This window comes from Pseudomonas fragariae (ex Marin et al. 2024) (genome assembly GCF_059621105.1).
In genome coordinates this window covers 5,186,023-5,210,215 of record NZ_CM184369.1, presented here as the reverse complement: position 1 = coordinate 5,210,215, position 24,193 = coordinate 5,186,023, and the positions used below count along the sequence as shown (strand labels likewise).

General features: G+C 61.0%; 18 protein-coding genes. 9 read left to right on the top strand and 9 right to left on the bottom strand.

The annotated features are described in order from the left end of the window. Positions 1–2 precede the first annotated feature (2 nt). Both cydB and AC54XV_RS22530 read left to right on the top strand, forming a co-directional pair. On the top strand, positions 3–1,010 hold the full coding sequence (gene cydB / locus AC54XV_RS22535; RefSeq protein WP_003396217.1) for a cytochrome d ubiquinol oxidase subunit II: 1,008 nt from the start codon (positions 3–5) through the stop codon (positions 1,008–1,010). Between the two features lie 21 nt (positions 1,011–1,031). After that, positions 1,032–1,199 (top strand): DUF2474 domain-containing protein, encoded by a 168-nt coding sequence (locus AC54XV_RS22530; protein ID WP_002555239.1) that lies wholly within the window; start codon positions 1,032–1,034, stop codon positions 1,197–1,199. An 87-nt stretch (positions 1,200–1,286) separates the two neighbouring features. Here AC54XV_RS22530 and AC54XV_RS22525 read toward each other — a convergent pair whose 3' ends face one another. Both AC54XV_RS22525 and AC54XV_RS22520 read right to left on the bottom strand, forming a co-directional pair. Then, on the bottom strand, positions 1,287–2,411 hold the full coding sequence (locus AC54XV_RS22525) for a methyltransferase (RefSeq protein WP_024642069.1): 1,125 nt from the start codon (positions 2,409–2,411) through the stop codon (positions 1,287–1,289). Between the two features lie 129 nt (positions 2,412–2,540). Beyond that, positions 2,541–2,774, bottom strand: coding sequence for a helix-turn-helix domain-containing protein (locus tag AC54XV_RS22520; RefSeq protein WP_003340758.1), 234 nt, complete (start codon positions 2,772–2,774; stop codon positions 2,541–2,543). Positions 2,775–3,110: 336 nt separating this feature from the next. On the opposite strand from AC54XV_RS22520, the gene AC54XV_RS22515 reads away from it, so the two are divergent. Next, positions 3,111–3,887 carry a ferredoxin--NADP reductase gene (locus AC54XV_RS22515; protein ID WP_011268934.1) on the top strand — a complete coding sequence of 259 codons (777 nt, stop codon included), beginning with the start codon at positions 3,111–3,113 and terminating at the stop codon, positions 3,885–3,887. 190 nt (positions 3,888–4,077) lie between these two features. On the opposite strand, the gene mscL is transcribed toward AC54XV_RS22515, so the two are convergent. Further along, positions 4,078–4,524 (bottom strand): large-conductance mechanosensitive channel protein MscL, encoded by a 447-nt coding sequence (gene mscL, locus AC54XV_RS22510; RefSeq protein ID WP_003399960.1) that lies wholly within the window; start codon positions 4,522–4,524, stop codon positions 4,078–4,080. A 196-nt stretch (positions 4,525–4,720) separates the two neighbouring features. On the opposite strand from mscL, the gene radA reads away from it, so the two are divergent. Further along, complete coding sequence (gene radA / locus AC54XV_RS22505; protein WP_002555235.1) at positions 4,721–6,088, top strand: DNA repair protein RadA; 1,368 nt, start codon at positions 4,721–4,723, stop codon at positions 6,086–6,088. 5 nt (positions 6,089–6,093) lie between these two features. Here the strand turns inward: radA and AC54XV_RS22500 are convergent, their stop codons facing one another. Then, positions 6,094–6,462: a PilZ domain-containing protein gene (locus tag AC54XV_RS22500; RefSeq protein WP_024661089.1), complete on the bottom strand. Its 369-nt coding sequence runs from the start codon at positions 6,460–6,462 to the stop codon at positions 6,094–6,096. Between the two features lie 284 nt (positions 6,463–6,746). Here AC54XV_RS22500 and AC54XV_RS22495 point away from each other — a divergent pair, with 284 nt between their 5' ends. From AC54XV_RS22495 to yjiA, 3 genes are all read left to right on the top strand, one after another. Further along, positions 6,747–8,822 carry a carbon starvation CstA family protein gene (locus AC54XV_RS22495; RefSeq protein ID WP_496717229.1) on the top strand — a complete coding sequence of 692 codons (2,076 nt, stop codon included), beginning with the start codon at positions 6,747–6,749 and terminating at the stop codon, positions 8,820–8,822. Between the two features lie 27 nt (positions 8,823–8,849). Then, positions 8,850–9,047, top strand: a complete 198-nt coding sequence (locus tag AC54XV_RS22490; RefSeq protein WP_003399964.1) for a YbdD/YjiX family protein — start codon at positions 8,850–8,852, stop codon at positions 9,045–9,047. 95 nt (positions 9,048–9,142) lie between these two features. After that, the gene (yjiA, locus tag AC54XV_RS22485) at positions 9,143–10,120 is read left to right on the top strand and encodes a GTPase (protein WP_011268931.1); all 978 of its coding nucleotides are present in this window, start codon (positions 9,143–9,145) and stop codon (positions 10,118–10,120) included. Positions 10,121–10,225: 105 nt separating this feature from the next. Here the strand turns inward: yjiA and glyA are convergent, their stop codons facing one another. Next, complete coding sequence (glyA, locus tag AC54XV_RS22480; RefSeq protein ID WP_003419083.1) at positions 10,226–11,479, bottom strand: serine hydroxymethyltransferase; 1,254 nt, start codon at positions 11,477–11,479, stop codon at positions 10,226–10,228. Positions 11,480–11,822: 343 nt separating this feature from the next. Here glyA and AC54XV_RS22475 point away from each other — a divergent pair, with 343 nt between their 5' ends. Then, positions 11,823–14,561 (top strand): HopW family type III effector protein, encoded by a 2,739-nt coding sequence (locus AC54XV_RS22475; protein ID WP_496717228.1) that lies wholly within the window; start codon positions 11,823–11,825, stop codon positions 14,559–14,561. Positions 14,562–14,630: 69 nt separating this feature from the next. Here the strand turns inward: AC54XV_RS22475 and AC54XV_RS22470 are convergent, their stop codons facing one another. The 4 genes from AC54XV_RS22470 to AC54XV_RS22455 form a co-directional block, all read right to left on the bottom strand. Beyond that, positions 14,631–16,082, bottom strand: a complete 1,452-nt coding sequence (locus tag AC54XV_RS22470) for an amidase (RefSeq protein ID WP_060406343.1) — start codon at positions 16,080–16,082, stop codon at positions 14,631–14,633. Between the two features lie 47 nt (positions 16,083–16,129). Next, positions 16,130–17,065, bottom strand: coding sequence for a SphA family protein (locus AC54XV_RS22465; RefSeq protein WP_060406342.1), 936 nt, complete (start codon positions 17,063–17,065; stop codon positions 16,130–16,132). Positions 17,066–17,162: 97 nt separating this feature from the next. Beyond that, positions 17,163–18,155 (bottom strand): helix-turn-helix transcriptional regulator, encoded by a 993-nt coding sequence (locus AC54XV_RS22460; protein ID WP_011268927.1) that lies wholly within the window; start codon positions 18,153–18,155, stop codon positions 17,163–17,165. 139 nt (positions 18,156–18,294) lie between these two features. Further along, complete coding sequence (locus AC54XV_RS22455; protein WP_496717227.1) at positions 18,295–22,131, bottom strand: sensor domain-containing protein; 3,837 nt, start codon at positions 22,129–22,131, stop codon at positions 18,295–18,297. A 382-nt stretch (positions 22,132–22,513) separates the two neighbouring features. Between AC54XV_RS22455 and ettA the strand changes: the two genes are divergently transcribed. Then, on the top strand, positions 22,514–24,178 hold the full coding sequence (ettA, locus tag AC54XV_RS22450; protein WP_003399986.1) for an energy-dependent translational throttle protein EttA: 1,665 nt from the start codon (positions 22,514–22,516) through the stop codon (positions 24,176–24,178). Positions 24,179–24,193: the final 15 nt, after the last annotated feature.

Sequence of the window (24,193 nt, the reverse complement as noted above, 5' to 3'; positions counted from 1 at the left end):
CCATGGGTATCGATCTTCCGCTGATCTGGGCCATCATCATCGTCTTCGGCATCATGATGTACGTGGTGATGGACGGCTTCGATCTGGGTATCGGGATTCTCTTCCCGTTCATGAAGGACAGCTCCGACCGCGACGTGATGATGAACACCGTCGCGCCGGTCTGGGACGGCAACGAAACCTGGCTGGTGCTGGGCGGTGCGGCACTGTTCGGTGCATTCCCGCTGGCCTACTCGGTGGTCCTGTCTGCGCTGTACCTGCCGCTGATGTTCATGCTCATGGGCCTGATCTTCCGTGGCGTGGCGTTCGAGTTCCGCTTCAAGGCGACCGAGCTGAAGCGTCACTGGTGGGACAAGGCATTCATTGGCGGCTCGCTGGCTGCGACCTTCTTCCAGGGTGTGGCGCTGGGTACCTACATTGAAGGCATCCCGGTGGTCGATCGCCAGTTTGCCGGTGGCTCGCTGGACTGGCTCTCGCCATTCCCGATGTTCTGCGGGCTGGCCTTGATCGTCGCTTACGCGCTGCTGGGCTGCACCTGGCTGATCATGAAAACCGAAGGCTCGCTGCAGAAGGCGATGCATGATCTGGCACGTCCGCTGGCCCTTGCGGTGCTCGCGGTCATGGGCGTGGTCAGCCTGTGGACGCCGCTGGCCCACGCTGATATCGCGCATCGCTGGTTCAGCATGCCCAATCTGTTCTGGTTCATGCCGGTACCGATTCTGGTGCTGGTGACCATGTACGGTCTGTTCAAGGCGGTGGCCCGCAATGCCCACTACACGCCGTTTCTACTGACCCTGTTGCTGATCTTCCTGGGTTACAGCGGTCTGGGCATCAGTTTGTGGCCGAACATCATTCCGCCTTCGGTATCGATCTGGACAGCCGCCGCGCCGCCGCAGAGCCAGGGCTTCATGCTGGTGGGCACGCTGTTCATCATTCCGTTCATTCTGGGCTACACCTTCTGGAGCTACTACGTGTTCCGCGGCAAGGTGACGGCAGCAGACGGTTATCACTAGTCCGAACCGAGGAGAATGACGATGTCTGGTAAAAATTCCATGCACGATCCTGATCCGGCGCTGAGCAAGCCGCTCTGGCAACGACTGGCCTGGCTGGTCGGAATCTGGGCGGGCAGCGTATTTGCGCTGTTCATCGTCGCCAGCCTGATGCGCATGTTCATGAGCGCAGCGGGCCTGACGACACACTGATACTGAATTCCCGTTCGTGTCTTCCGGACACGTTTTGCGACCCTCTTGCCACTCGCGTGGCAAGGGGGTCTTTTTTTGTGCAGTGAGTTACTTGCGGGCTTTCAGAATCACGAATTTCGGCGTAGCGGCGACTTGTTCGACGCCGCGGAACAGGCGCGACAGCTTGGTGTGATAACCCAGGTGGCGATTGCCGACGATGTACAGCGCCCCGCCGGTCACCAGCGCGGCACGCGCCTGCAGAAACATCCGCCAGGCAAGAAAGTCGCCGACCACTTGCTGCTGGTGGAAGGGCGGGTTGCACAGCACCACATCCAGCGAGTCAGGCTCCTGCATCTCCAGACCGTCGCCAGCCCGAACCCGGACGTCGCGATCACCCAGCGTCGCCCGCCAGTTCTCGGCTGCCGATTGCACGGCCATGAACGACTCGTCGACCAGCGTGTAGTGCGCCTGCGGGTTGTCCAGCGCGCTGGCAATGGCCAGTACGCCGTTGCCGCAACCCAGGTCTGCGACCCTTGCCGTGCCAAGGTTTTTCGGCAGATGCGGCAGGAAGGCGCGAGTGCCGATGTCCAGCCCGTCGCGGCAAAACACATTGGCATGGTTGAGCAGTTCGATGGCCGGCTCCTCCAGCCGGTAGCGCGTCGGATAGGGCGAGGTGCGCACTTCCATGGGCTGTGGCGTGGCGAACAGCAGCCTGGCTTTTTTCACTGCCAGCGAGGCCTGCACCGGCCCTACATATTCCTCCAGCAAGTCGCCCGCCGAACGCGGCAAATGCTTGACCATTGCCGCAGCAATGACCCGAGCGCCGGGGGCCAGCTGGCCTTGCAGGCGTATCAGTTGCTCTTCCAGCAGCGCCAGGGTCTTGGGCACCCGGATCAGCACCCAGTCGAAGGGCCCCTGCAACGCTTCGCTGGCCGGGATGTGCGGTACTGCGTCGTAGCTCATGCCGTTGCGCGCCAGATTCTTTTCCAGCGCCTGCGCCGCCAGAAACGAGTCGGTACTGCTGATCACCGTGGCATGCGGCGCGAGACTCGCCGCCAGCGCGCCGAAACTGTCATTGAGCACCAGAACCCGGCTGGGCAGGCTGAGCCCTGCCTGTGCAACATGATTGAGCAGGTACTCGTCGGCGGCATCGAATGCCTGCAGGGGCTCATCCTGTTGCTCGGGTTGGCGAATGAGATCAAGTTCAGCGAAGGGACTGATGAGCAGGGGCATTGGCGGGAGAACTCTGTGCAATCGAAGGTATGTCAGTGAGCCCGATGACAGGTGGGCTCGCTGAGACAAACGATTTTACGTATTTTTTCGTTTCGATACCTGTCTGATTACGCGGTGATTGCCCGTTTGTCAGAACATCCCGCTGAGCGCGGCTTGTACGGCGGCAGCCGTCTTGTTGCAAACGCCCATTTTTTGAATGGCACTGGCAATGTGGAAGTGAATGGTGCGTTCCTTCAGGCAGAGGATCATTGCGATGTCGCCAGCTGTTTTGCCTTCGGCGGACCACTTGAGGACTTCGATTTCTCTCTGAGTCAGGTTTTTTGCTGGCGAGGGCTGTGAGAAATTTATGTCCATTGTGTTCATGTAGCCTCCTTGCAGTACGTGTACAGACCTTGCTGGGTGTTTATCCAGTCTAGGAACAAATAGACCGCAATCCGTCGGGCTGCGGATCAGCCGGACGGATGGGCTGATGGCACATGGCTGCGTGTTCTGGGGCTGCTGGCTGAAAACCCCGCGCGAGAAGGGTCGAGGCAATTTGGCCTGTGGATGTGCTACCCGTCAGGAGCTGATCCAAGAACCAAATACTCTAAGCGGCAGAGCCCGTTGCCGGATAATCCATCACAAACAGCCGGTGTTTATCGAGCCTGCTTTGCGGGACACTGGGCTCTGCTTTCCATATTCAGGAGTTCAAAGCGCACCATGACCGTCAGTGACGACAAATTCACCCGACAGACACTGCAGCGTGTCACGCCGCTGACCGCGAACCTGTTTACCCTGCGCACCACGCGTGATCCCGGCTTTCGCTTTCGTGCCGGACAGTTCGCGCGTCTCGGGGTGACCAAGGCCGACGGTTCAGTGGTATGGCGTGCCTATTCGATGGTTTCTTCACCGCACGACGAGTTTCTGGAGTTTTTTTCCATTGTGGTGCCGGATGGCGAATTCACCAGCGAGTTGAGCCGTTTGCGTGAAGGCGACAGCCTGTTGGTGGAAAAGCAGGCGTTCGGTTACCTGACTCTGGATCGTTTCATTGATGGGCGCGATCTCTGGCTGTTATCCACTGGGACGGGGGTCGCACCGTTTCTCTCGATCCTTCAGGATTTCGAGGTCTGGGAGAAGTTCGAGCGGGTGATTCTGGTGTACAGCGTTCGTGAGTCGCGCGAGCTGGCCTATCAGCAATTGATTGCCGAACTGATGCAGCGTGAGTACCTGGCTGAATACGCGGACAAGTTTCTGTTTCTGCCCACGGTGACCCGTGAACAGCATCCGGGCGCATTGAATGGACGTATCACGCAGTTGATCGAAAACGGGGAGCTTGAGCGCGCGGCCGGCATTGCTCTCACGCCGGAGCATTCGCGGGTGATGTTGTGCGGCAATCCGCAGATGATCGATGACACACGGGCGATTCTCAAGCAGCGCGAGATGCGCTTGAGCCTGTCACGCAAGCCGGGGCAGGTGGCGGTGGAGACGTATTGGTGAGGGTTGGCGGCTAACGATGGCTATCGTGCCGAGCATTGGCACGATAGTCACATAACCATCGTTCCTCACGCTCCGCGTGGGAATGCAGTTCGTGACGCTCTGCGTCACCGCACTCAATGCTGGACGCAGACCGTCCGCAAATGCATCCCCACGCGGAGCATGGGGACGATAGCTCGCGGGCCTTGCTCAATCAAAGCGTACGCGCAGGATCCACGGTAATGGGCGCTGCCGGTTTGCTCTGCTCTTTGAGCAGGTCGCGAATCTCGCCCAGCAGGATTTCCTGCTTGGAGGGCGTTGGCGGCAGGGTAGGGGCTTTGGCTTCTTCGCGTTTCAGGCGGTTGATGGCCTTGACGCCCATGAAGATCGCGAACGCGACGATGATGAAGTCGATGACGGTCTGGATGAACTTGCCGTACGCCAGCAGCACTGCCGGGGCAGTCCCTTGCGCGGGGCGCAGGGTGACGGCCAGGTCGCTGAAGTCGACACCGCCAATCAACAGGCCCAGCGGCGGCATGATGACATCGCCGACGAACGAAGAAACGATCTTGCCGAATGCCGCGCCGATGATAATACCGACAGCCATATCAACTACGTTGCCTTTGACCGCGAATGCCTTGAATTCCTTAAGCACGCTCATGGGGTAATTCCTTGTAGCAGATAAATTTGATCCGGATGAGTGTAGCCCAGACGTACTGCTGCCGCCCGTGCCACGTTCAATCGACCGAAGTCGTTCGCGTAAGTTTTATCCGGTTTTCAAAAGCAGTTGTCGCCGAGCGACTGGCAGGGGTTGCAACCTGCGTTATCATGGGCGTTTTTTAACGACTGGGGTTGTCATGGCCAAGGCCAAACGCTTGTACGGCTGCACCGAGTGCGGCGCGACATTTCCCAAGTGGGCGGGCCAGTGCAGCGAATGCGGTGCCTGGAACACACTGGTCGAGACCATGATTGAAAGCGGTGCCGCCGCGCCGCCTACCGGGCGTACCGGCTGGACCGGTTCCCAGGCGCAGATCAGGACCCTGGCGGAGGTCAGCGTCGAAGAAATCCCGCGCTTCTCCACCAACTCCACCGAGCTGGACAGGGTACTCGGCGGCGGTCTGGTTGACGGTTCGGTGGTGCTGATTGGCGGCGACCCCGGCATCGGCAAGTCCACGATCCTCTTGCAGACGCTGTGCAACATCGCCCAGCGCATGCCCGCGCTGTATGTCACCGGTGAGGAATCCCAGCAGCAGGTCGCCATGCGCGCCCGGCGCCTGGGGCTGCCGCAGGACAAGCTGCGGGTCATGACCGAAACCTGCATCGAGACCATCATTGCCACCGCCAAGGTCGAGAAGCCCAAGGTGATGGTGATCGATTCGATCCAGACGATTTTCACCGAACAGCTGCAGTCGGCCCCTGGCGGCGTGTCGCAGGTTCGCGAAAGCGCCGCCTTGCTGGTGCGCTACGCCAAGCAGAGCGGTACGGCGATCTTCCTGGTCGGCCACGTCACCAAGGAAGGTGCACTGGCCGGCCCGCGTGTGCTTGAGCACATGGTCGACACCGTGTTGTATTTCGAGGGCGAATCGGACGGCCGCCTGCGTTTGCTGCGCGCGGTGAAGAACCGCTTTGGCGCGGTCAACGAGCTGGGCGTGTTCGGCATGACCGACAAGGGCCTGAAAGAAGTCTCCAACCCGTCGGCGATCTTTCTCACCCGTGCGCAGGAAGAAGTACCGGGCAGTGTGGTCATGGCCACCTGGGAGGGCACGCGGCCGATGCTGGTCGAGGTGCAGGCGCTGGTGGACGACAGTCACATGTCCAATCCGCGCCGCGTAACGCTGGGTCTGGATCAGAATCGTCTGGCCATGTTGCTGGCGGTCCTGCACCGACATGGCGGCATTCCCACTCACGATCAGGACGTGTTTCTCAACGTGGTGGGTGGTGTGAAGGTGCTGGAAACCGCCTCCGACCTGGCCTTGATGGCAGCGGTGATGTCCAGCCTGCGCAATCGTCCGTTGCCGCATGACTTGCTGGTGTTCGGTGAGGTGGGGCTGTCGGGCGAAGTCAGGCCGGTGCCCAGCGGCCAGGAGCGCCTCAAGGAGGCCGCCAAGCACGGCTTCAAGCGCGCCATCGTGCCCAAGGGCAATGCGCCGAAGGAAGCGCCGCCCGGCTTGCAGATCATTGCCGTTACGCGCCTGGAGCAGGCCCTGGATGCGCTGTTCGAGTAAGCGGTCTAGAGTTCGATCAGTGCTGCCAGCTCGCGGTCCAGTTCGTCCTGATCGGCAAGGTTCAGCTCGATCAGGCGCCGCAGATGGCTGATCGACTCCAGCCCGATGTGCCGGCAGACGAAACCGAGTTGCCGGTTATGGTCGTGGGTGATTTGGACATCCATGTGCACGTACACGTCATTGCTCAGGCGAATATCGACTTCAAAGGGCTGCGCCGTATGGGCGGTCCATGACTCGGGTCGCTCGATCAGCAGGCCTTTCATGGACAGGTCGAGCAGTTGAACCTTCCAGGTCTGATCGCCCTGTTTCAATTCGGTTTTGGCGTCGAAGGCAATGCGCTTGAAACGACGGCGATCTGCAGGTGAGTCGGTCATCGAATGAACTCTCTTGTTACCCGCCACGAGAGGTCAGCGGCAGGTCGTTATCTAATCGATTCTGTTGTCCATGCACGATAGACCGGAAAGCAATTACAGAACAGTTCTGTATCACGGTTTTGTGATCGGACCGCCATCTGTCGAGGCCATTCCAGCCCTCTATGCCGGGTATCTGCCGCAATTGATCAAAATTCGACCTAGACCTTGGTTGGGGGTGGTCTTTCGCTGATCCGGCGCTAAACTCGCATGGCTTGCCTTCTAGTCAACTCTGCTGGAATAAAAAAATGAAAAATAATAATAGTCTGATGCGCCATGTTCCCTGGCTCATCGTTGCAATTGTCGGGGCATGTGCCCTTGGGGTCGTGGCCTTGCGCCGCGGAGAGGCGATCAACGCCTTGTGGATAGTGGTCGCTGCGGTAGCTATCTACCTGGTTGCCTATCGTTACTACAGTCTTTTCATCGCCACTCACGTCATGCAGCTCGATCCGCTGCGCGCGACACCGGCGGTGGTCAACAACGACGGTCTGGACTATGTGCCGACCAACAAACACATTCTCTTCGGACACCACTTTGCCGCCATCGCTGGCGCAGGCCCGCTGGTCGGCCCGGTACTGGCAGCGCAAATGGGCTATCTGCCCGGCACGCTCTGGCTGATCGCAGGCGTGGTGCTGGCCGGTGCGGTGCAGGACTTCATGATCCTGTTCCTCTCCACGCGCCGTGACGGACGCTCGCTGGGTGACATGGTTCGCGAGGAAATGGGCCGTATTCCCGGCACCATCGCGCTGTTCGGCTGCTTCCTGATCATGATCATCATCCTGGCGGTGCTGGCGCTGATCGTGGTCAAGGCCCTGGCCGAGAGCCCGTGGGGCATGTTCACGGTCATGGCGACGATCCCGATCGCGATGTTCATGGGCATTTATATGCGCTACATCCGTCCGGGGCGCATTGGTGAAATCTCCATCGTCGGTGTCATTCTGTTGCTCGGTTCGATCTGGGTCGGCGGGATGGTAGCGGCGGATCCGACCTGGGGGCCGATGTTCACGTTCACCGGTGTGCAGATCACCTGGATGCTGGTCGGTTACGGCTTTGTAGCGGCCATGCTGCCGGTCTGGCTGCTGCTTGCGCCCCGTGACTACCTGTCGACCTTCCTGAAAATCGGCACCATTCTGGCACTCGCGATCGGCATCCTGATCCTGGCGCCCGAGCTGAAAATGCCGGCCCTGACCCAGTTCACCAACGGCACAGGCCCGGTCTGGAAGGGCGCATTGTTCCCGTTCCTGTTCATCACCATTGCCTGCGGTGCAGTGTCGGGTTTCCACGCACTGATCTCCTCGGGCACCACGCCCAAGCTGCTGGATAACGAGAAGAACGCCCGTTACATCGGTTACGGCGGCATGTTGATGGAGTCCTTCGTGGCCATCATGGCGATGGTTGCCGCTTCGGTGATCGAGCCGGGCGTGTACTTCGCCATGAACAGCCCGGCTGCCGTGGTCGGCAGTGACGTGGTGACCGTCTCGCAGACGGTGTCCAGCTGGGGCTTTGCCATCACGCCGGAGCAACTGACGGCTGTGGCGAAAGACATTGGTGAAAACACCGTGCTGGCGCGGGCTGGTGGTGCTCCGACGCTGGCCGTCGGTATCGCACAGATCCTCCATCAGGTGCTGCCGGGTGAAAACACCATGGCGTTCTGGTACCACTTTGCGATTCTGTTCGAGGCGCTGTTCATCCTGACCGCCGTCGACGCCGGGACACGTGCCGGACGCTTCATGCTGCAGGACCTGCTGGGCAGCTTCGTTCCGGCCTTGAAACGCACCGAGTCGTGGACGGCCAACGCCATCGGCACCGGCGGTTGCGTGGCGCTGTGGGGCTATCTGCTCTATCAGGGCGTCATCGACCCGCTGGGCGGCATCAATACCTTATGGCCGCTGTTCGGTATCTCCAACCAGATGCTCGCCGGTATCGCCCTGATGCTGGCCAGCGTGGTGCTGATCAAGATGAAGCGTCAGCGCTACGTCTGGGTGACCATGCTGCCTGCCGTCTGGCTGCTGATCTGCACCGTGACCGCTGGCTTGATCAAGCTGTTCGACGCCAACCCTGCGGTAGGTTTCCTGGCCCTGGCCAAGAAATACAGCGCGGCGGCCGATGCCGGTCAGATTCTGGCCCCGGCCAAGACCATGGACCAGATGCAGCACGTGATCTTCAACGCTTACACCAACGCCGGGCTGACCGTGCTGTTCCTGTTCGTGGTGTTCAGCATCCTGTTCTACGCCATTAAAGTCGGCCGTGCGGCCTGGAGCACCAAGGAGCGCACCGACAAGGAAGCGCCATTCCAGGCCATGCCGCCAGCGTCGCAGGTGTGACGATGGTTACCCACAGAGGAATTGCCCATGTTCAATGACCTGAGTCGCCTCGGCAAATACCTCGGTCAGGCCGCGCGCCTGATGGTGGGCATGCCGGACTACGACACCTACGTCGAACACATGCAGAACACTCATCCGGACAAGCCGATGATGACCTACGAGCAGTTCTTCCGGGAACGGCAAGAGGCACGGTACGGCGGCAAGGCCGGTCCGAAGTGCTGTTGATCCGCTGATCTGCGTTATGGTTTGATCCGACGCGCCGCAGGCCATCACCTGTGGCGCGTTTTCATTTCAGCTGAATGCCTCACGCCAGGAGCCTTATGACTGAGTTGCAACCCATCCCCGTGACCGTGCTGACCGGTTTTCTGGGCGCCGGCAAGACCACCTTGCTGCGCCACCTGCTCAAGGCCGAACACGGCCTGAAAATCGCCGTGATCGAAAACGAATTCAGCGATGCTGGCATCGACAGCCAGTTGCTCGGCACCGACCCTGTACAGATCATGACCCTGTCCAACGGTTGCGTGTGCTGCACCATCCACACCGACCTGACCAAGGCGCTCTACCTGTTGCTGGAGCGTATGGACAGCGGCGAAATCGCGTTCGACCGACTGGTGATCGAATGCACCGGCCTGGCTGACCCGGCGCCGGTCGCGCAGACCTTCTTCATTGATGAAGAATTGCGCGAGCGTTACATCCTCGACGGCATCATCACCCTGGTCGACGCCGCGCACGCCGATACCCACCTGGCGCAAACCATCGCCCAGGCGCAGATCGGCTTTGCCGACCGGTTGCTGGTCAGCAAGCGTGATCTGGTCGACGACGCAGCCTTCGAAGCCCTGAGTGCGCGCCTGACCCGCATCAACCGCCGCGCGCCGATCCGTATCGTCGAGCACGGCAAAATCGACCTCGCCGAACTGCTCGACGTACGCGGCTTCAACCTCAACGCTGACCTGGGCGGCGGCATGATCCTGCGCCCGCTGGCCCCGGCCGGCAATTCCGCTGACCGCATCAGCAGCCTGGTCCTGCGCAGCGACAAACCACTGAATCTGGACCGCCTCAGCGAGTTCATGAATGAACTGCTCGAAGACCACGGCAAACAACTGCTGCGCTACAAGGGCGTGCTCAACATCGAAGACGAACCGCGCAAGATGGTGTTTCAGGGCGTGCTCAAGCTGTACGGCTTTGACTGGGACACCGAGTGGGCCGAAGGCGAAAAGCGCGAGAGCGTGATTGTGTTCATTGCCGATGAATTGCCGGAGGAGAAGATACGGGCGGGGTTCGAGAAGGTATGCGGTTGAGAGGTCGTTCAGCGGCCAGGCTTCTGCCCACACAATGAGTTGCCCAACAAAAAGCCCCGGCTCTCACAAGTCGGGGCTTTTGGTACTGCGTTTAAACCAGGCTTATCAAGCGCCGTAAACCGGCAGCTTGGCGCAGATGGCCTTGACCTTCTCGCGAACCGCGTCGATCACGGCTTCGTTGTTCAGGTCAGCCAGGATGTCGCAGATCCAGCCGGCCAGTTCCTTGCACTCAGCTTCCTTGAAGCCGCGAGTGGTCACTGCCGGGGTGCCGAAGCGCAGGCCGGAGGTGACGAACGGGGAGCGTGGGTCGTTCGGTACGGAGTTCTTGTTGACGGTGATGAAGGCGCGACCCAGAGCGGCGTCGGCGTCTTTACCGGAGATGTCCTGTTTGATCAGCGACAGCAGGAACAGGTGGTTCTCGGTACCGCCGGACACGACGTCGAAGCCACGCTCGATGAACACGCCGGCCATGGCCTTGGCGTTCTTCACCACTTGCTGCTGGTAGGTCTTGAACTCAGGCTGCAGCGCTTCCTTGAAGCACACGGCCTTGGCCGCGATGACGTGCTCCAGCGGGCCGCCCTGGGAGCCAGGGAATACCGCCGAGTTCAGCTTCTTCTCGATCTCGGCGTTGGCGCGCGCCAGGATCAGGCCGCCACGTGGACCGCGCAGGGTCTTGTGCGTGGTGGTGGTCACGACGTCGGCGAATGGCACCGGGTTCGGGTAGACGCCTGCGGCGACCAGACCGGCGACGTGCGCCATGTCGACGAACAGGTAGGCACCGACCTTGTCAGCGATGGCGCGGAAGCGCGGGAAGTCGAGGATCTGCGAGTAGGCAGAGAAACCGGCGACGATCATTTTTGGCTTGTGCTCGACGGCCAGGCGCTCGACTTCGTCGTAGTCGATCATGCCGTTGGCATCGATGCCGTACTGAACGGCGTTGTACAGCTTGCCCGAGGACGAAACGCTGGCGCCGTGGGTCAGGTGACCACCGTGAGCCAGGCTCATGCCCAGAATGGTGTCGCCGCCTTGCAGCAGGGCCAGGTAGACCGCCGAGTTGGCTTGCGAACCGGCGTGTGGCTGGACGTTGGCGTAATCAGCGCCGAACAGTTCCTTGGCACGATCGATGGCCAGTTGCTCGATAATGTCGACGTACTCGCAACCACCGTAGTAGCGCTTGCCTGGATAGCCTTCGGCGTACTTGTTGGTCAGGGCCGAGCCCTGAGCTTCCATGACGGCCGGACTGGTGTAGTTTTCCGAGGCAATCAGCTCGATGTGTTCTTCCTGACGCAGAGCTTCTTGCTCCATGGCGGCAAACAGATCGGCGTCGTACTTGGCGATAGTCAAATCACGGCTGAACATGGCAGTCCTCAAGGGGGCATGGCGGAAAAGGCGGCTATTCTACCCCATCGGGTTTTATCTGGCATATGAAAGGCAGTCATCTTGACCAGTGACCGCGTTCACGCGGGTTTCGACCAGGCCTGAAAATCATGGTCGTGCTGCAGGCGCAAGGCTTGTTCTGTGTGGGGCCCGGCCGCATGAGATGGTCAAGATCAATTTAGTCATCGGCGGCGTGAACCGGGCACATCCACTCGCAATTTCAGCGATCACGCACCGACTTCCCCTTAATTACCGGAACCGTTCCGGGCCGGACGACACTCAGTCGGTCTGTTGCCCGTACCCACCGACAATAGGGAAAACGCCCATGATGCCCTCCCAGATAACGCGCTCCTCTCATTCCTCATTGCCGGAGGTTGCTCCCGCGTCCGGCGATGCAGCCGGCGCTAGTGAGCAAACTCCGCAGCAGGCTCTTACCGTGGCGTTTTTTGCCTCCGGCGAGCTGGCTGTGGCATTTGGTCGCACCTCGACCGCGCCAGCGCAGGACTCTGTACGTCTGTTGTCTGCTCTTCAGCGTGAGCTGGACAAACAGCAGCCGTCCTGGCCCACAGTTGCCCAGCTCTGCCAAAGCCTGGCCGAGGTCGCCACGACCGAGCAGGGTTGGCACCAACTTGCCGACGAGGATCAGGCGCCGGCGCTGAAAGACCTGCTTGACCGCTGTATTGGCCGGCTGGCCGATATGCCTGCTTCTCATGCATCTCACGACTCACTGTCGCTGGCCTGCGAGGGGCTCAGGACGGCGCGGCTGCACCAATCCGTCGCTCGTTTGACTGCCCGCCCGCCCGCTCTGGCCCGGGCGATTCCGGATCTGCTGGCGTTGACTCATCTGGATCCCGAGACGCTGGGCGCAGAGCCCCCCGTTGTTTCGTCTTACACGCTCTTCAGCCATTTCGTTCACACGGCCAAGCAGCGTACTGCGGAGTTGAATGACAGCCTCCAGCGTCACCCCGAAGCGGTCGTCAGTCTGCTGCGCTCACATGCCGACACGCTCAATGACCTGGAGACGTTGCCCGGCGCATTGCAGGCATTGACCGAAAATTGCCAGGACGCGCCTGCCTGCAATGAATTGCGCGAGCTGGCGGAAGTGGTGGAGGCGCTGCTGCAGCTATTGCGCGAACACGGCATTTTGCCGAGGCTGGAAGCAATCTCCATCGAGCCAGGCGAAGCACCTGCACCTGGCCATGAGGCTGCCGAGCCCCGGCTGACGAGAAGCCAGGCATTGCTCAAGGCCGGCGGCAATCTGGTGCGCAAGTTTGATGCCTATGGGGCGCTCGCGCCAATGGACGACAAGGGGTTGCTGGCCTTGATGCGCACCCCGGCGCCACACCTGTCGCCCGATCAGATGCATGCCTTCCTGAACAAGCATGTGCTGCATCTCACGCAGGAACAACGCGATATCGTCAGCAATACCCCGTTGCCCTTCGCCCCTGAAGGAGACATCGAGGCCCGGTGCGGCATGGGGTTCGATGAAAAACTGCGGTTGGCGCTGGCCAACGGTTCGCTGGTATTGAGCGAGGAGCAACTGGCCCGTCTTGGTCATTTGCCCAGTGCTGCTACCACGACGTCCGACGTTGTGAAGACGCTGCTGGAAAAACCATCGTCGGCGCTGAGCGAAGCCGAGCGTGACATGTTGGGCGCAATCGTTCAGGCCAACGGCCAGGGTCAACTCGACGCCTGGCGCGCTCACAACGAACAGTTGCCTGCAGTGTTGAGCCGCTCGGGGCTACCCTCTGATGTGAAAGATGAGTTGCTCAGCCTTAACCAAAGCATGAATGCCGAACTGGGCACGCTCAAGAACGGTGCCTCGTTCAAGAGTCGCATCCTTGCAAGTCCGGCGATGCTGCTCGCGCTGGCACCCTTGCCACTGGCCGTGGCGTTCGTCAGCAAGGACAACTCCTACAGCTCATCGCTGGTTGCCCACTTCACCAAGAACGCAGTGTTCATGGCTGGCCTGATGATGAACGAGCTGACCAACGCGCGGACCAATGTCGATCACGGCCTGAACCGCTACTTCGTCACCGTGCTGGCCAACGCCATCGTGGCGCAGCCCACCTTTGCCAGGAACGAACACCTGCTGGAGCAGGTCGGCTTCGGTATCGCAACGGCCGTGGCATCGGGCGCAGCCACGCTGGGCGTATTCAACCGCGAATCGATCGTCGCCGCCTTCAAACTCGCCAAGAGCAAGCTTTCCAGGCAAGACACCGGGAACGCCAGCATCCCGGAGGAAGACCATCTTGCCGTGGCCAGGCATTTCGACGTCAGCGAGCATTTTGCCCAGCAGATGAAAGTGGCGACCGAATTGTACAAGCAAGACAAAAGCATCACCGACATCATGAACTCGAGCCTGACGTACCTGGGCACCAAGAGCAGCGAGTTCCAGGCCAGGTTCGAAAGCGCCGATGCCCTGCGCGCAGGGCTGCAACTGGCCGAGGGGGAGCGCAAGGCGGACCCTGACTTCTACACCAAACTGGGCCTGGTGGCCCTGACGGCGAGTATCGGTGCGGCGCTGGTGATGTTGATGAAAAGCATGGTCGGCAAAGCCGATTACGCGGCGGACGGCGTCTGGTGCGTATCGGAGATGCTCAAGCTGGCCATGAACCCTGAAGTCGACATGCAAAAGGCGGTTCAGGTCTTCAAGGAAATCGTCGGCCTGAATCTGGTGATGACAGGGTTTCTGGGCGTCAACAAAGTCTGGAATTTTCTCGACAAGGGGATCAAAGGCTACGCCTCCGGTGCTGCGGTCCTGACCGCAGCCAACCTCACGCTTCCGGGGATGGTTGGAGAAGTGGCTGGCGCAGCAGCCGGCAAAGGGTTGAGCTACCTGACTGACAAAGGCAAGGCGGCGCACCAGGCTGGCAGGGCGGCAGCGTCCTGGGCCGGGAATTACGTCGGCACCTCGCGTCTGGGGAGCGCGGTCGGTACCCTGCAAACGGCAATTCCGGGCAGGATCGCAGGCGGGCAGGTAGTGGCGGGTCTCTACGACCGCTTCCGGTACCTGACCGGGTCGCACCCGACGCCGGCACAGCAAGCGGCTGGCGAGCCATAAGCCTGTAGCCGGCAGACCGCCGTCAGCAACGCAGGCGGTGGTCTCGCCACCGCCAATAATCCCTTCGCATCAACCCGCACAAGCGTTTAGCGGCGGCCTGCGTGCGGCCCACGGCTGGGCGCGTTCCAGTTGCCCGGCGAGGCTCAGCAAGGTCAGTTCGTCGCCAAACCGCGCGGCGAAGTGAGAGCCCAGCGGCAGCGAATCGGCTGTCCAGTAGAGGGGCACGGACATGGCCGGCTGGCCTGTCGCGTTGAAGATCGCCGTGTAGGGCGAGTAGCGGTGCGAAAGCGCGATGAAGTCCTGCAGGGAGCGGCTGTCGTCGTCGAAGGCCAGCTCCCCCAGGCGGGGCGGCGCGCGGTTGAGCGTCGGGGTGAGAACAATGTCGTACTCTTCGAAGAAACCGGCCATCGCCCGGCCCAGTGCATGCATCGATTCGACCGCGGAAATGTAGCGTGTTGCAGGCAGTTGCCCGCGTTCGCGCAGAATCACGCGGGTGCGCGGCTCCACTTCGTCCATGGCCACCGGGAAACCGCGCATTTTGCCCAGCAGATCGAGGTAGCCCTGGGTGTGTGAGCCGATGATGTCGAACGTCGCATCGAGGAATTCAGGTAACTGAACCGGCAACGTCGTCGGGACCACGTAATGCCCGAGCGCCTCCAGCAAGGCCACAGTGTGTTGCAGTGCGGCCAGGGCTTCCGGTTCGGCCGGCCAGGGTGATATTGCCGAGATCAGGGCGATTTTCAGGCGCCTGGGATCGCGTCCTGCGGCGTGTGCAAAGGGCGTCGCTGGCATGGGCGCCGCATAGGGAGCACCCAGGTCACTCCCGGCAGTGGCATCAAGCAGGGCGGCGCTGTCGCCTACCGACAGGGTAATCGCATGAGCGGTGCTCAGGCCTGCCCAGCCCTCGCCGACCATCGGGCCGGACGGCAGCAGGCCGCGCGAGGGCTTGAAGCCGAATACGCCGCAGCAGGAAGCCGGCACGCGAAGCGAGCCGCCGCCGTCGTTGCCATGAGCGAAGGGGATGGCGCGCGCCGCAACCAGAGCGGCGGCACCCCCGCTGGAACCACCCGCGCTGTGCTGCAGATTCCACGGATTGCAGGTCGCGCCGAAGCGTTGCGATTCGGTGCTGTAGGACACGCCGAATTCAGGGGCGGTGGTCGTTCCGATCAGTTGGCAGCCGGCCTGGCGCAGCCGGCTGACGATTTCGCAGTCGATGTCTGAGCGAAACTCGCCCAGCGCATGCGAGCCACTGGTCATCCGTGCTCCGGTCATCGGGGTGAACATGTCTTTCACCAGGGTCGGTACGCCTGCCATGACGCCCTGTCTGACGCTGCTTCCGCTCGCCTGGCTGCGCGCCTGCTCGTAAAGCCTTTCGCTGACGGCGTTCAGGCCGGGCTCGACCTGCTCGACCCGCGTGATAGCGGTTTCCAGCAGCTCGCCGGGGCTCACCTCGCCATTGCGTACCAGTGTTGCCAGGCCACGGCCGTCCAGCGTATTGAATAATTCGTGCAGGTCGTTCATCGATCGTCTCCAGGATTGAAAGCGTGTCGTCGCGGTGCGCACGCCACTTAAAAGCTGATGCCGGTACGCAGCGCCACGGTGTAGCCCTCGGCACGGTTGCGGGCGTCGAACTCCTTGTAGGCGTGCAACCAGATGGGGGGCAGACCTGAGCCGGGTTTGAAGTAACTCACTGCAGGGCCTGCGGCGAGTACCCGCGCGCGATTGCCGCGGGTCAGCCCCGGCGCGTCGTCGTCCGACAGCTGCCGGTAGTAGTAGCCGCCGATGCCGACGGTCCAGTCGCCGACATGCTGGCCCACTGCAAACTCATGCCGGTACTCAACGCCACTGCGGTAATCGGTGTCGGGGTTACGCGCGTTTATATCGATCTGGAAACTCGAGGAAACCTCGAAGCCGCCGGGTGACACGTAGGTCGCATTCAACAGCGGAGAGACCGTCCAGTGATGGGTGCCAGGGCTGACCAGGCGGTTTTTGTCATAGTCCCCGGTGGGCGCCTGAATCATCAGTTGGGTATTGATGCCCAGCCCCGGCCCGAGCTTCCAGTCCAGGATGATCGGCACCACTTGCAGGTCCGCCTGGCGAAACAGCGCTGCGCTGTCGCTGACTACCCGTTGCCCCCCGACGTTCACGCCCAGGTCTGCATCCATCTTGAAAAAGATCGGCACCACCGCGAAACCATAGCGGGCCCCCAAAAACGCCTGATCGGTCATTCGCAAGTAGGCGAGGCCGATCGCCAGGACGTTGATCTGGAAGTCGTTGGGGCTGTCATTGCCGTGGCTGTCCTTGATGACATCCGCGTGGTAGTTGCTGATGCGCATGCCGACGGTGCCATTGGGGGTGGTGGGCGGCATGAAACCTGCGCCAAAGTCAAAAACGCCAGCGGCTGTCGTGGGCGCCGCATTCTCGGTGGCGCACGCTGTGGACGATAACCACAGGATCGCCATGGCGAGCCCTGAAGCGCTGAGAAAGTGGTTTTTTAAAGACATCGGTAAGTGCCTTGTTATTTTTATGGGCGAGCACAGCCCTCCCTTGCGGGGTGGCAGTTATTGGAAAAACCGGAAATGGGGATAGAGCGCGTTGGCGTCAGCCGTCAGTCAAATGCAGTAACTGGGCGATCTGCGCTTTACGGGTGACACCGAGCTTGTTGTAGATCTTTCTCAAGTGGTGCCGGACGGTGCAGGGCGACATACCGATATTGCGCGCAACTTCCTTGTACGTCTGTCCGACCGCAAAGCCTCGGGCGACCTGAAGTTCGCGCGTGCTCAACAGTTCCAGGCTGCTGCGTCGGCGCGCCGTCAATAGAACGAGGTCGCCCACCGGCTGCGACGTGATGTGCAGGTTATGGCTCGAATAGCCCGCTTGAGGGTTGCACTGTCGGGGCAGACGATTGGACGGCCTGTCGGGCCATTCCGAGGCCAGCATCGACGCGAACGCAGGCTCCATGGAAAGCAGCACGCCGTAACGATCACTCACCGCCATGGCGGTCTCATCGTAGGCCCCCTGCGTTTCCCGCAGGGTCGTGAGCGTGCGCAGATAACTGGCCTGTTCAGCGGCGATCAGATGCGGCATCAGCCACTCGATCAGGCGTTTGTCCAAGGGCGAAAAGGGCGTGTGGTCGGCCGAGCGAAACAGCGTCAAATGCACGCCCTGCTGGGTGTGCGGGTCGGTCAGGACTATGCCCAGCGCGAAGCAAAGGTCGTACTGGCGTCCGAGGTCGGCAAGCGCGGGAGGGGCATCCGCTGCCGTGCAGTGAATGACCTGACAGACGCCCTGGGTCTGATGCATTCTGCCGACGCTGGCATCCGAGGTCTTGAGTTGCTCCCACTCGGCGGCGTAACCGGAGGGCAGGCCGAGCAAAAAGGAACTGTGCTCGACGGGCCAGTTGTCACGCCAGGTGGATCTGCCCCACCAGGCCTTGTCGAACTGCACCAGCGCGCGCACCCGCTCAAGTGCCTGTTGATGAAACGTAGAGATAGACGCACTGCTGACCTCGGTCTGAAGCGCGAGAATCACCTTGTTCAAGGCTTCCACGACCTGCCAGGAAACACTGTCCAGGGACGTTGTATCGCTGATCATGCTACCCCCTTGTGTTCTTTGTTATGGGTAGAGCGCTCGCTGTCGTCGACGCTGTGCGAGGCAGTGGCTCAAGTCTACTCATATTCAAGGGTTCGGCTATCGTTCAAATGGACGATGGCGACGTTGCGAGAACTGGCCCTCAATCCAGCATGAACAACGCGTCGTTGCTGAATTGCGCTTCGAACTGGGCAGGTGGCATCGGGCGGCCGAACAGGTAGCCCTGGACTTCGTCGCAGTCGTGTTCGCGGAGAAACTCAAGTTGCTCGTGGGTCTCTACGCCTTCGGCGATCACCGAGAGGTTCAGGCTGTGGGCCATGGCGATGATGGCGCGGGCGATCTGGGCGTCCTGCTCTCCGGACGGCAGGCCATCGACGAAGGTGCGGTCGATCTTCAGCACGTCGATCGGGAACTGTTTGAGGTAGTTCAGCGACGAGTAGCCGGTGCCGAAGTCATCGACGGCGATACTCAGGCCGAGGTTCTTGAGGCCATCGAGTATCTGCATGGCCTCGTTGACTTCGCGCATCAGGATGCTTTCGGTCAGCTCCAGTTCCAGACAGGCGGGTGACAGGCCGGCCTGTTCGAGTATGTGGGCGATGCGTTTACCGAGCTGACCGTCCGAGAACTGCCGTGCCGAGATGTTGACCGACACCTTGGGCACGCGAACCCTGGCCTGATGCCAGTGCTTGAGTTGACGGCAGGCTTCGGCCAGGACCCAGTCGCCGACTTCCACGACCAGCCCGAGCTCTTCGAGCACCGGGATGAAGTCGTTGGGCGGCACCAGCCCGCGGCGCGGATGGCGCCAGCGCAACAGGGCTTCCGCGCCCGTCAGGCGTTTGCCGTCGCCGCTGAACTGCGGTTGGTAGAAGAGGGTGAACTCCTTCTGCTCCAGGGCGTGGCGCAAGTCGCTTTCCAGCTCCAGACGCTCCAGCGCGGTCGCGTTCATGTCGGCCTGATAGAACTGGAAGTTGTTCTTGCCGCGCTCTTTGGCGTGATACATCGCCGTGTCGGCGTTCTTCATCAACTGACTCAGTTCCTTGCCGTCCTGCGGGCTGAGTGCGATGCCGATACTGGCGGTCACAAAGAACTCGCGGCCTTCCAGCACGAACGGCGTGATCAGGCTGGTCAGAATGCGTTCGGCGACGTGAATGGCGCGATTCAGCGCCGCTTCACGGCTTTCATCCGGTTCCAGCAGCAGGGTGAACTCATCACCGCCCATGCGGGCCACGGTGTCATCCACCGACACACAGGCGAGCAGCCGCGTGGCCATTTCCTGCAGCATCCGGTCGCCCGCGGCATGCCCCAGGGAGTCGTTGATCGGTTTGAAGCGGTCGAGGTCGAGGAACATCAGCACGACCCAGGCCTGTTGGCGCTCGGCGTGCTGCAGCGCCGAATGCAGGCGATCCTGGAACAGGGTGCGGTTGGGCAGGTGAGTCAGCGCGTCGTAGTAGGCCAGACGGTGGATACGGTCCTCGCTGGCCTTGCGTTCGCTGATATCGCTGAAGAAGCACACGTAGCTGGCCAGATCGCCTTCGTCGTCGAGGACTGCGGTAATGCCGACCCAGGCCGGGTAGTGTTCGCCGTTACGGCGCTTGAGCCGGATTTCACCTTCCCACGTGCCTTGTCCGTTCAACTGCCTGAGAATGTGGCGCAGGCGGGTTTCCTGTTCGGATTCCACGGTGAGCATGCCCGGCAACTGATCGAGCACCTGAGCTACTTCATAGCCACTGACGCGGGTAAAGGCCTCGTTGGCCTGCACGATATAGCCGGCGGGGTCGGTAATCAGGATGGCGGATGTCGAATGCTCGAATACAGTGGCAGCCATGCGCAGGTCTTTCTCGGCCCGACGCTGCTGACTGATGTCCCGGCCCACGCCGAAGATGCCCTCGAAATTGCCGTGTTCGCCCCACACCAGCACCACGCGCAGTTCCACCGGGATCTTGCGACCGTCGGCACGCAGGCAGTCGAACAGGAACATTCGGGTGGTGACTTCTTCGCGCAGCCTGGCGAGTTCCTGAGGTTTGTCGAGGACCTTGTCGATGCGGCTCATGAGCGCATCAAAACCGACTATTTGCTGGGGGTTGGCAATCGCGGCGGACCAGCCGTTCTGTATGATCCACTCGGCGCTGTAGCCCAGCGCACGTTCTACCGAAGGGCTGACGTAGTTGACTGCCAGCCGGCCGTCGGTGGAGAAAATCACGTCACTGATGCTTTCGGCGAGCATGCGGTAACGCTGTTCGCTGTCACGCAGCGACTGGCTGGACGCGACCTGCTCGGTAATGTCCTTGGCAATGCCGATGATGCGGGTGACCCGGTCTTCTGCGTCCCAGGCCAGTGCCTGTTCGCGAATGTCGAAGCTCCGCCAGTTGCTCTCGCGGTCCCGAAAGCGCAACACGCTTTGCAGTAATTCATTGTGCCCATGGTGACGCTGGCGCAGGCGCATGTCCTGATAGTGTCGCGCGTCGTCGGGGTGCAGCAGGACTTCCCAGAAGAACTCGCCCATGGCGTGCAGTTCTGACTTGCTGTAACCCAGCGTGTAGCCGAAGTGGTGGTTGCTGTAGATCACCCGCTGGCTGAGCACGTCCTGAACGTACAGATGGTCGGGAACGGTCTGGACCACGTCGGACCAGAAGCTCTCGCGGTCCAGCAACGACAGCTCGACCTGTTTACGGCTGGTGATATCACCAATGCTGAGAATGACGGCATCGAAGTCGCCGCGTGTCTCGGGCAGGCGCATGACCAGCCACAGGTGCTGATCCTGACCGCCTGCACGGGTCAGGCAGATTTCCAGTTCCAGTCGCGGCTGTCCGGCGAGAACCGCCTGAATGATCGGAATGCCGACCCCCGGACGCGAGCGCGATTCACCCTCGATCAACGGTTGCCATGCCTGTTCGCGGTGCTCGATGTCCAGCAGGCTCAGAGCGACTTCGTTGAGTTCGCTGATGCGCAATTGCTGCAACAGGCGTTTCAGGGAGGCGGGCTGGCTTTTGAGCAGACGCTCGAAGTCCTCGCCGTTCCTGACCTCGAGTGCTTCCAGTTGCTCTTGCAGGCCGGACATGTCCATGACACAGATTGCGACGCCCGCGCCCTCGAAGATATCCCGGTAGCGGCGTCGGCTTTGCAGCATCTGGCGCTGGCGTCTGCGCAGGCTCATCAGCGCGAGCAACGGCAGGATCGACAGCAGCACGCCGATCAGGCACTTGCCGATCAGCGGCGCAAGCAGTTCGCTGCGGGTCTTGTAGGTATCGAACAGCCCCCGCAGTTGCCAGTCACTGTTGCTCAGCGGCTGAAGCAGAATGGTGTCGTACAGGCCACTGTCCGCGTCGTTGGCGGCCACCGGTTCATGGAGAATGACCCGCTGCGTCTTGCGCTGTTCAAGACGCCACAGGTGCTGAAAGTCCTGAGCCGGCTGGCTGGCAAGCTCCTTCAAGGCCTCGGGCGCCACGCGCACTGCCCAGTAATCGCCGCTCACGCCGTTGCCCAGGCGAATCAGTATATAAATCTGGTTGCCGTCTTCGGAGTTGGTATAGAAGTAGGGGCGACCTCGCGCCTGTTTCATGGCCCGTCCGAGAAACTCAGCGTCGCGCGAGGCCTCGGCGCTGTCACTGACAATCTCACCCGCCGGGTTCAGGCGAGCGACGCTGCGCAGGGCGGGCAGGGCAGTGCGCAGGTTCACCAGCGTCGTCGGCTGCTCCAACTGCTCCCCGGAGGAGAGTGCCTCGTCCAGCAGGTTCATGGCGATCTGCGCCTTGAGCGCCATGTTCAGACTCATCCGGTCGGACAGCTGCACGCTGTACTCCAGACTGCGCTGACGCTGACGCTCCTGAGTCTGGTGAAACTGCTCGATCAGTTGCCAGAGCAACAGGGCAAGCACCACCAGAACCAGACCCGCCAACACGCCTTTCACTGACCCACGCAGAGGCCTGGTCGCACTGTCTGTAGCGACACTGGATGACGACAGAGGCGTTGAAGTGGGCAAATCGCTGTTCCTGACTGCTGGACTGAAGCAGTGGTGCTTTATGTAAAATAGGCGGGTCGCCCAAAGAGGGCGGCTAGCATGCCTTTAGTTGTGGCAAAGTGCCAGTCCCGTTGGGCCGTATCGTTTGCCCTGCACGCAGCATTCGGGTAGCTTTGCGCAACGCGTGGTCTCCACCGACTCCTGCATGAGTGACTCCACTTTTTGCAATATCGATCAGGCTTTATATTTGCCAGCACTGCCCGACAGGTTTCCAACTGAGTTTATTCAAGGCTCGGAACGGTCCCGCGGCAAGTCTCAAGGACAAATAAAAGCTTTTTTCCGGCCGGAGCTTTAAGCTCGTTACCCAAATCGGTCCTCATTACAGACGCTAGGTTTTCATTTCATGGCTCAATACGTCTACACCATGCATCGGCTGAGCAAAGTTGTGCCGCCGAAGCGTGAAATCCTGAAAAACATCTCTCTGTCTTTCTTCCCCGGTGCCAAGATCGGTGTGCTGGGCCTCAACGGTTCGGGTAAATCCACGCTGTTGAAAATCATGGCGGGTGTCGACACCGAGTTCGATGGCGAAGCACGTCCGATGCCGGAGCTCAATGTGGGTTATCTGCCGCAGGAGCCACAACTTGATCCGAACAAGACGGTCCGTGAGGTCGTGGAAGAGGCGGTCAGCGTGATCAAGGACGCCCAGGCGCGTCTCGATCAGGTCTACGCCGAATACGCCGAGCCGGACGCTGATTTCGACAAGCTGGCGGCCGAGCAGGCCAAGCTCGAATCCATCCTGCAGGCCAGCGATGGCCATAACCTGGAGCGTCAGCTGGAAGTCGCCGCCGACGCGCTGCGCCTGCCGGCCTGGGATGCGAAGGTTTCGGTCCTTTCCGGTGGTGAGAAGCGCCGTGTCGCGCTGTGCCGCCTGCTGCTCTCCGCACCGGACATGCTGCTCCTCGACGAACCGACCAACCACCTGGATGCCGACTCGGTCGCCTGGCTGGAGCATTTCCTCCACGACTTCCCGGGTACTGTGGTTGCGATCACGCACGACCGTTACTTCCTGGACAACGTGGCTGGCTGGATTCTGGAACTCGACCGCGGCGCCGGTATTCCTTACGAGGGCAACTATTCCGGCTGGCTTGAAGCCAAGTCCGACCGTCTGGCGCAGGAATCCAAGCAGCAGACCGCGCACGAAAAAGCCATGAAAGACGAGCTGGAATGGGTCCGCAAGGGTGCCAAGGCGCGTCAGTCCAAATCCAAGGCGCGTCTGCAACGCTTCGAAGAAATGCAGTCGCAGGAATTCCAGAAGCGCAGCGAGACCAACGAGATTTACATCCCTGCCGGTCCGCGTCTGGGCGACAAGGTTATCGAGTTCAAGAACGTCACCAAGGGCTATGGCGACCGCGTGCTGATCGACAACCTGTCGTTCTCCATGCCCAAAGGCGCCATCGTTGGCGTGATCGGCGGTAACGGTGCCGGTAAGTCGACATTGTTCCGCATGCTGATGGGCAAGGAGCAGCCGGATTCGGGCAGCATCGAAGTCGGTGAAACCGTGCAGCTGGCCTGTGTGGACCAGAGCCGTGATGACCTGGACGGCAGCAAGTCGGTGTTCCAGGCTGTGTCCGACGGCTCCGATGTGATCCGTATCGGTAACTATGAGATTCCGTCGCGTACCTACGTCGGTCGCTTCAACTTCAAGGGCGGCGATCAGCAGAAGTTCGTCAAGGACCTGTCCGGTGGTGAGCGTGGTCGTCTGCACCTGGCGCTGACCCTGAAAGAGGGCGGCAACGTGCTGCTGCTCGACGAACCGTCCAACGACCTTGACGTGGAAACCCTGCGTTCACTGGAGGAAGCGCTGCTGGACTTCCCGGGCGCTGCCATTGTGATCTCTCACGATCGGTGGTTCCTTGACCGTGTAGCCACGCATATCCTGGCGTACGAAGACGATTCGCAAGCGATCTTCTTCGAAGGCAACTACACCGAGTATGAAGCCGATCGCAAGAAGCGTCTGGGCGAAGCGGCTGCCCAGCCGCATCGTGTGCGTCACAAAAAGCTGGCCTGATCAGCGTTCAGGCAC

Bases quoted from the DNA above. Each gene is read 5' to 3' on its own strand.
- cydB (WP_003396217.1), top strand. From the start codon at position 3: ATGGGTATCGATCTTCCGCTGATCTGGGCCATCATCATCGTCTTCGGC.
- AC54XV_RS22530 (WP_002555239.1), top strand. From the start codon at position 1,032: ATGTCTGGTAAAAATTCCATGCACGATCCTGATCCGGCGCTGAGCAAG.
- AC54XV_RS22525 (WP_024642069.1), bottom strand. From the start codon at position 2,411: ATGCCCCTGCTCATCAGTCCCTTCGCTGAACTTGATCTCATTCGCCAA.
- AC54XV_RS22520 (WP_003340758.1), bottom strand. From the start codon at position 2,774: ATGAACACAATGGACATAAATTTCTCACAGCCCTCGCCAGCAAAAAAC.
- AC54XV_RS22515 (WP_011268934.1), top strand. From the start codon at position 3,111: ATGACCGTCAGTGACGACAAATTCACCCGACAGACACTGCAGCGTGTC.
- mscL (WP_003399960.1), bottom strand. From the start codon at position 4,524: ATGAGCGTGCTTAAGGAATTCAAGGCATTCGCGGTCAAAGGCAACGTA.
- radA (WP_002555235.1), top strand. From the start codon at position 4,721: ATGGCCAAGGCCAAACGCTTGTACGGCTGCACCGAGTGCGGCGCGACA.
- AC54XV_RS22500 (WP_024661089.1), bottom strand. From the start codon at position 6,462: ATGACCGACTCACCTGCAGATCGCCGTCGTTTCAAGCGCATTGCCTTC.
- AC54XV_RS22495 (WP_496717229.1), top strand. From the start codon at position 6,747: ATGAAAAATAATAATAGTCTGATGCGCCATGTTCCCTGGCTCATCGTT.
- AC54XV_RS22490 (WP_003399964.1), top strand. From the start codon at position 8,850: ATGTTCAATGACCTGAGTCGCCTCGGCAAATACCTCGGTCAGGCCGCG.
- yjiA (WP_011268931.1), top strand. From the start codon at position 9,143: ATGACTGAGTTGCAACCCATCCCCGTGACCGTGCTGACCGGTTTTCTG.
- glyA (WP_003419083.1), bottom strand. From the start codon at position 11,479: ATGTTCAGCCGTGATTTGACTATCGCCAAGTACGACGCCGATCTGTTT.
- AC54XV_RS22475 (WP_496717228.1), top strand. From the start codon at position 11,823: ATGATGCCCTCCCAGATAACGCGCTCCTCTCATTCCTCATTGCCGGAG.
- AC54XV_RS22470 (WP_060406343.1), bottom strand. From the start codon at position 16,082: ATGAACGACCTGCACGAATTATTCAATACGCTGGACGGCCGTGGCCTG.
- AC54XV_RS22465 (WP_060406342.1), bottom strand. From the start codon at position 17,065: ATGTCTTTAAAAAACCACTTTCTCAGCGCTTCAGGGCTCGCCATGGCG.
- AC54XV_RS22460 (WP_011268927.1), bottom strand. From the start codon at position 18,155: ATGATCAGCGATACAACGTCCCTGGACAGTGTTTCCTGGCAGGTCGTG.
- ettA (WP_003399986.1), top strand. From the start codon at position 22,514: ATGGCTCAATACGTCTACACCATGCATCGGCTGAGCAAAGTTGTGCCG.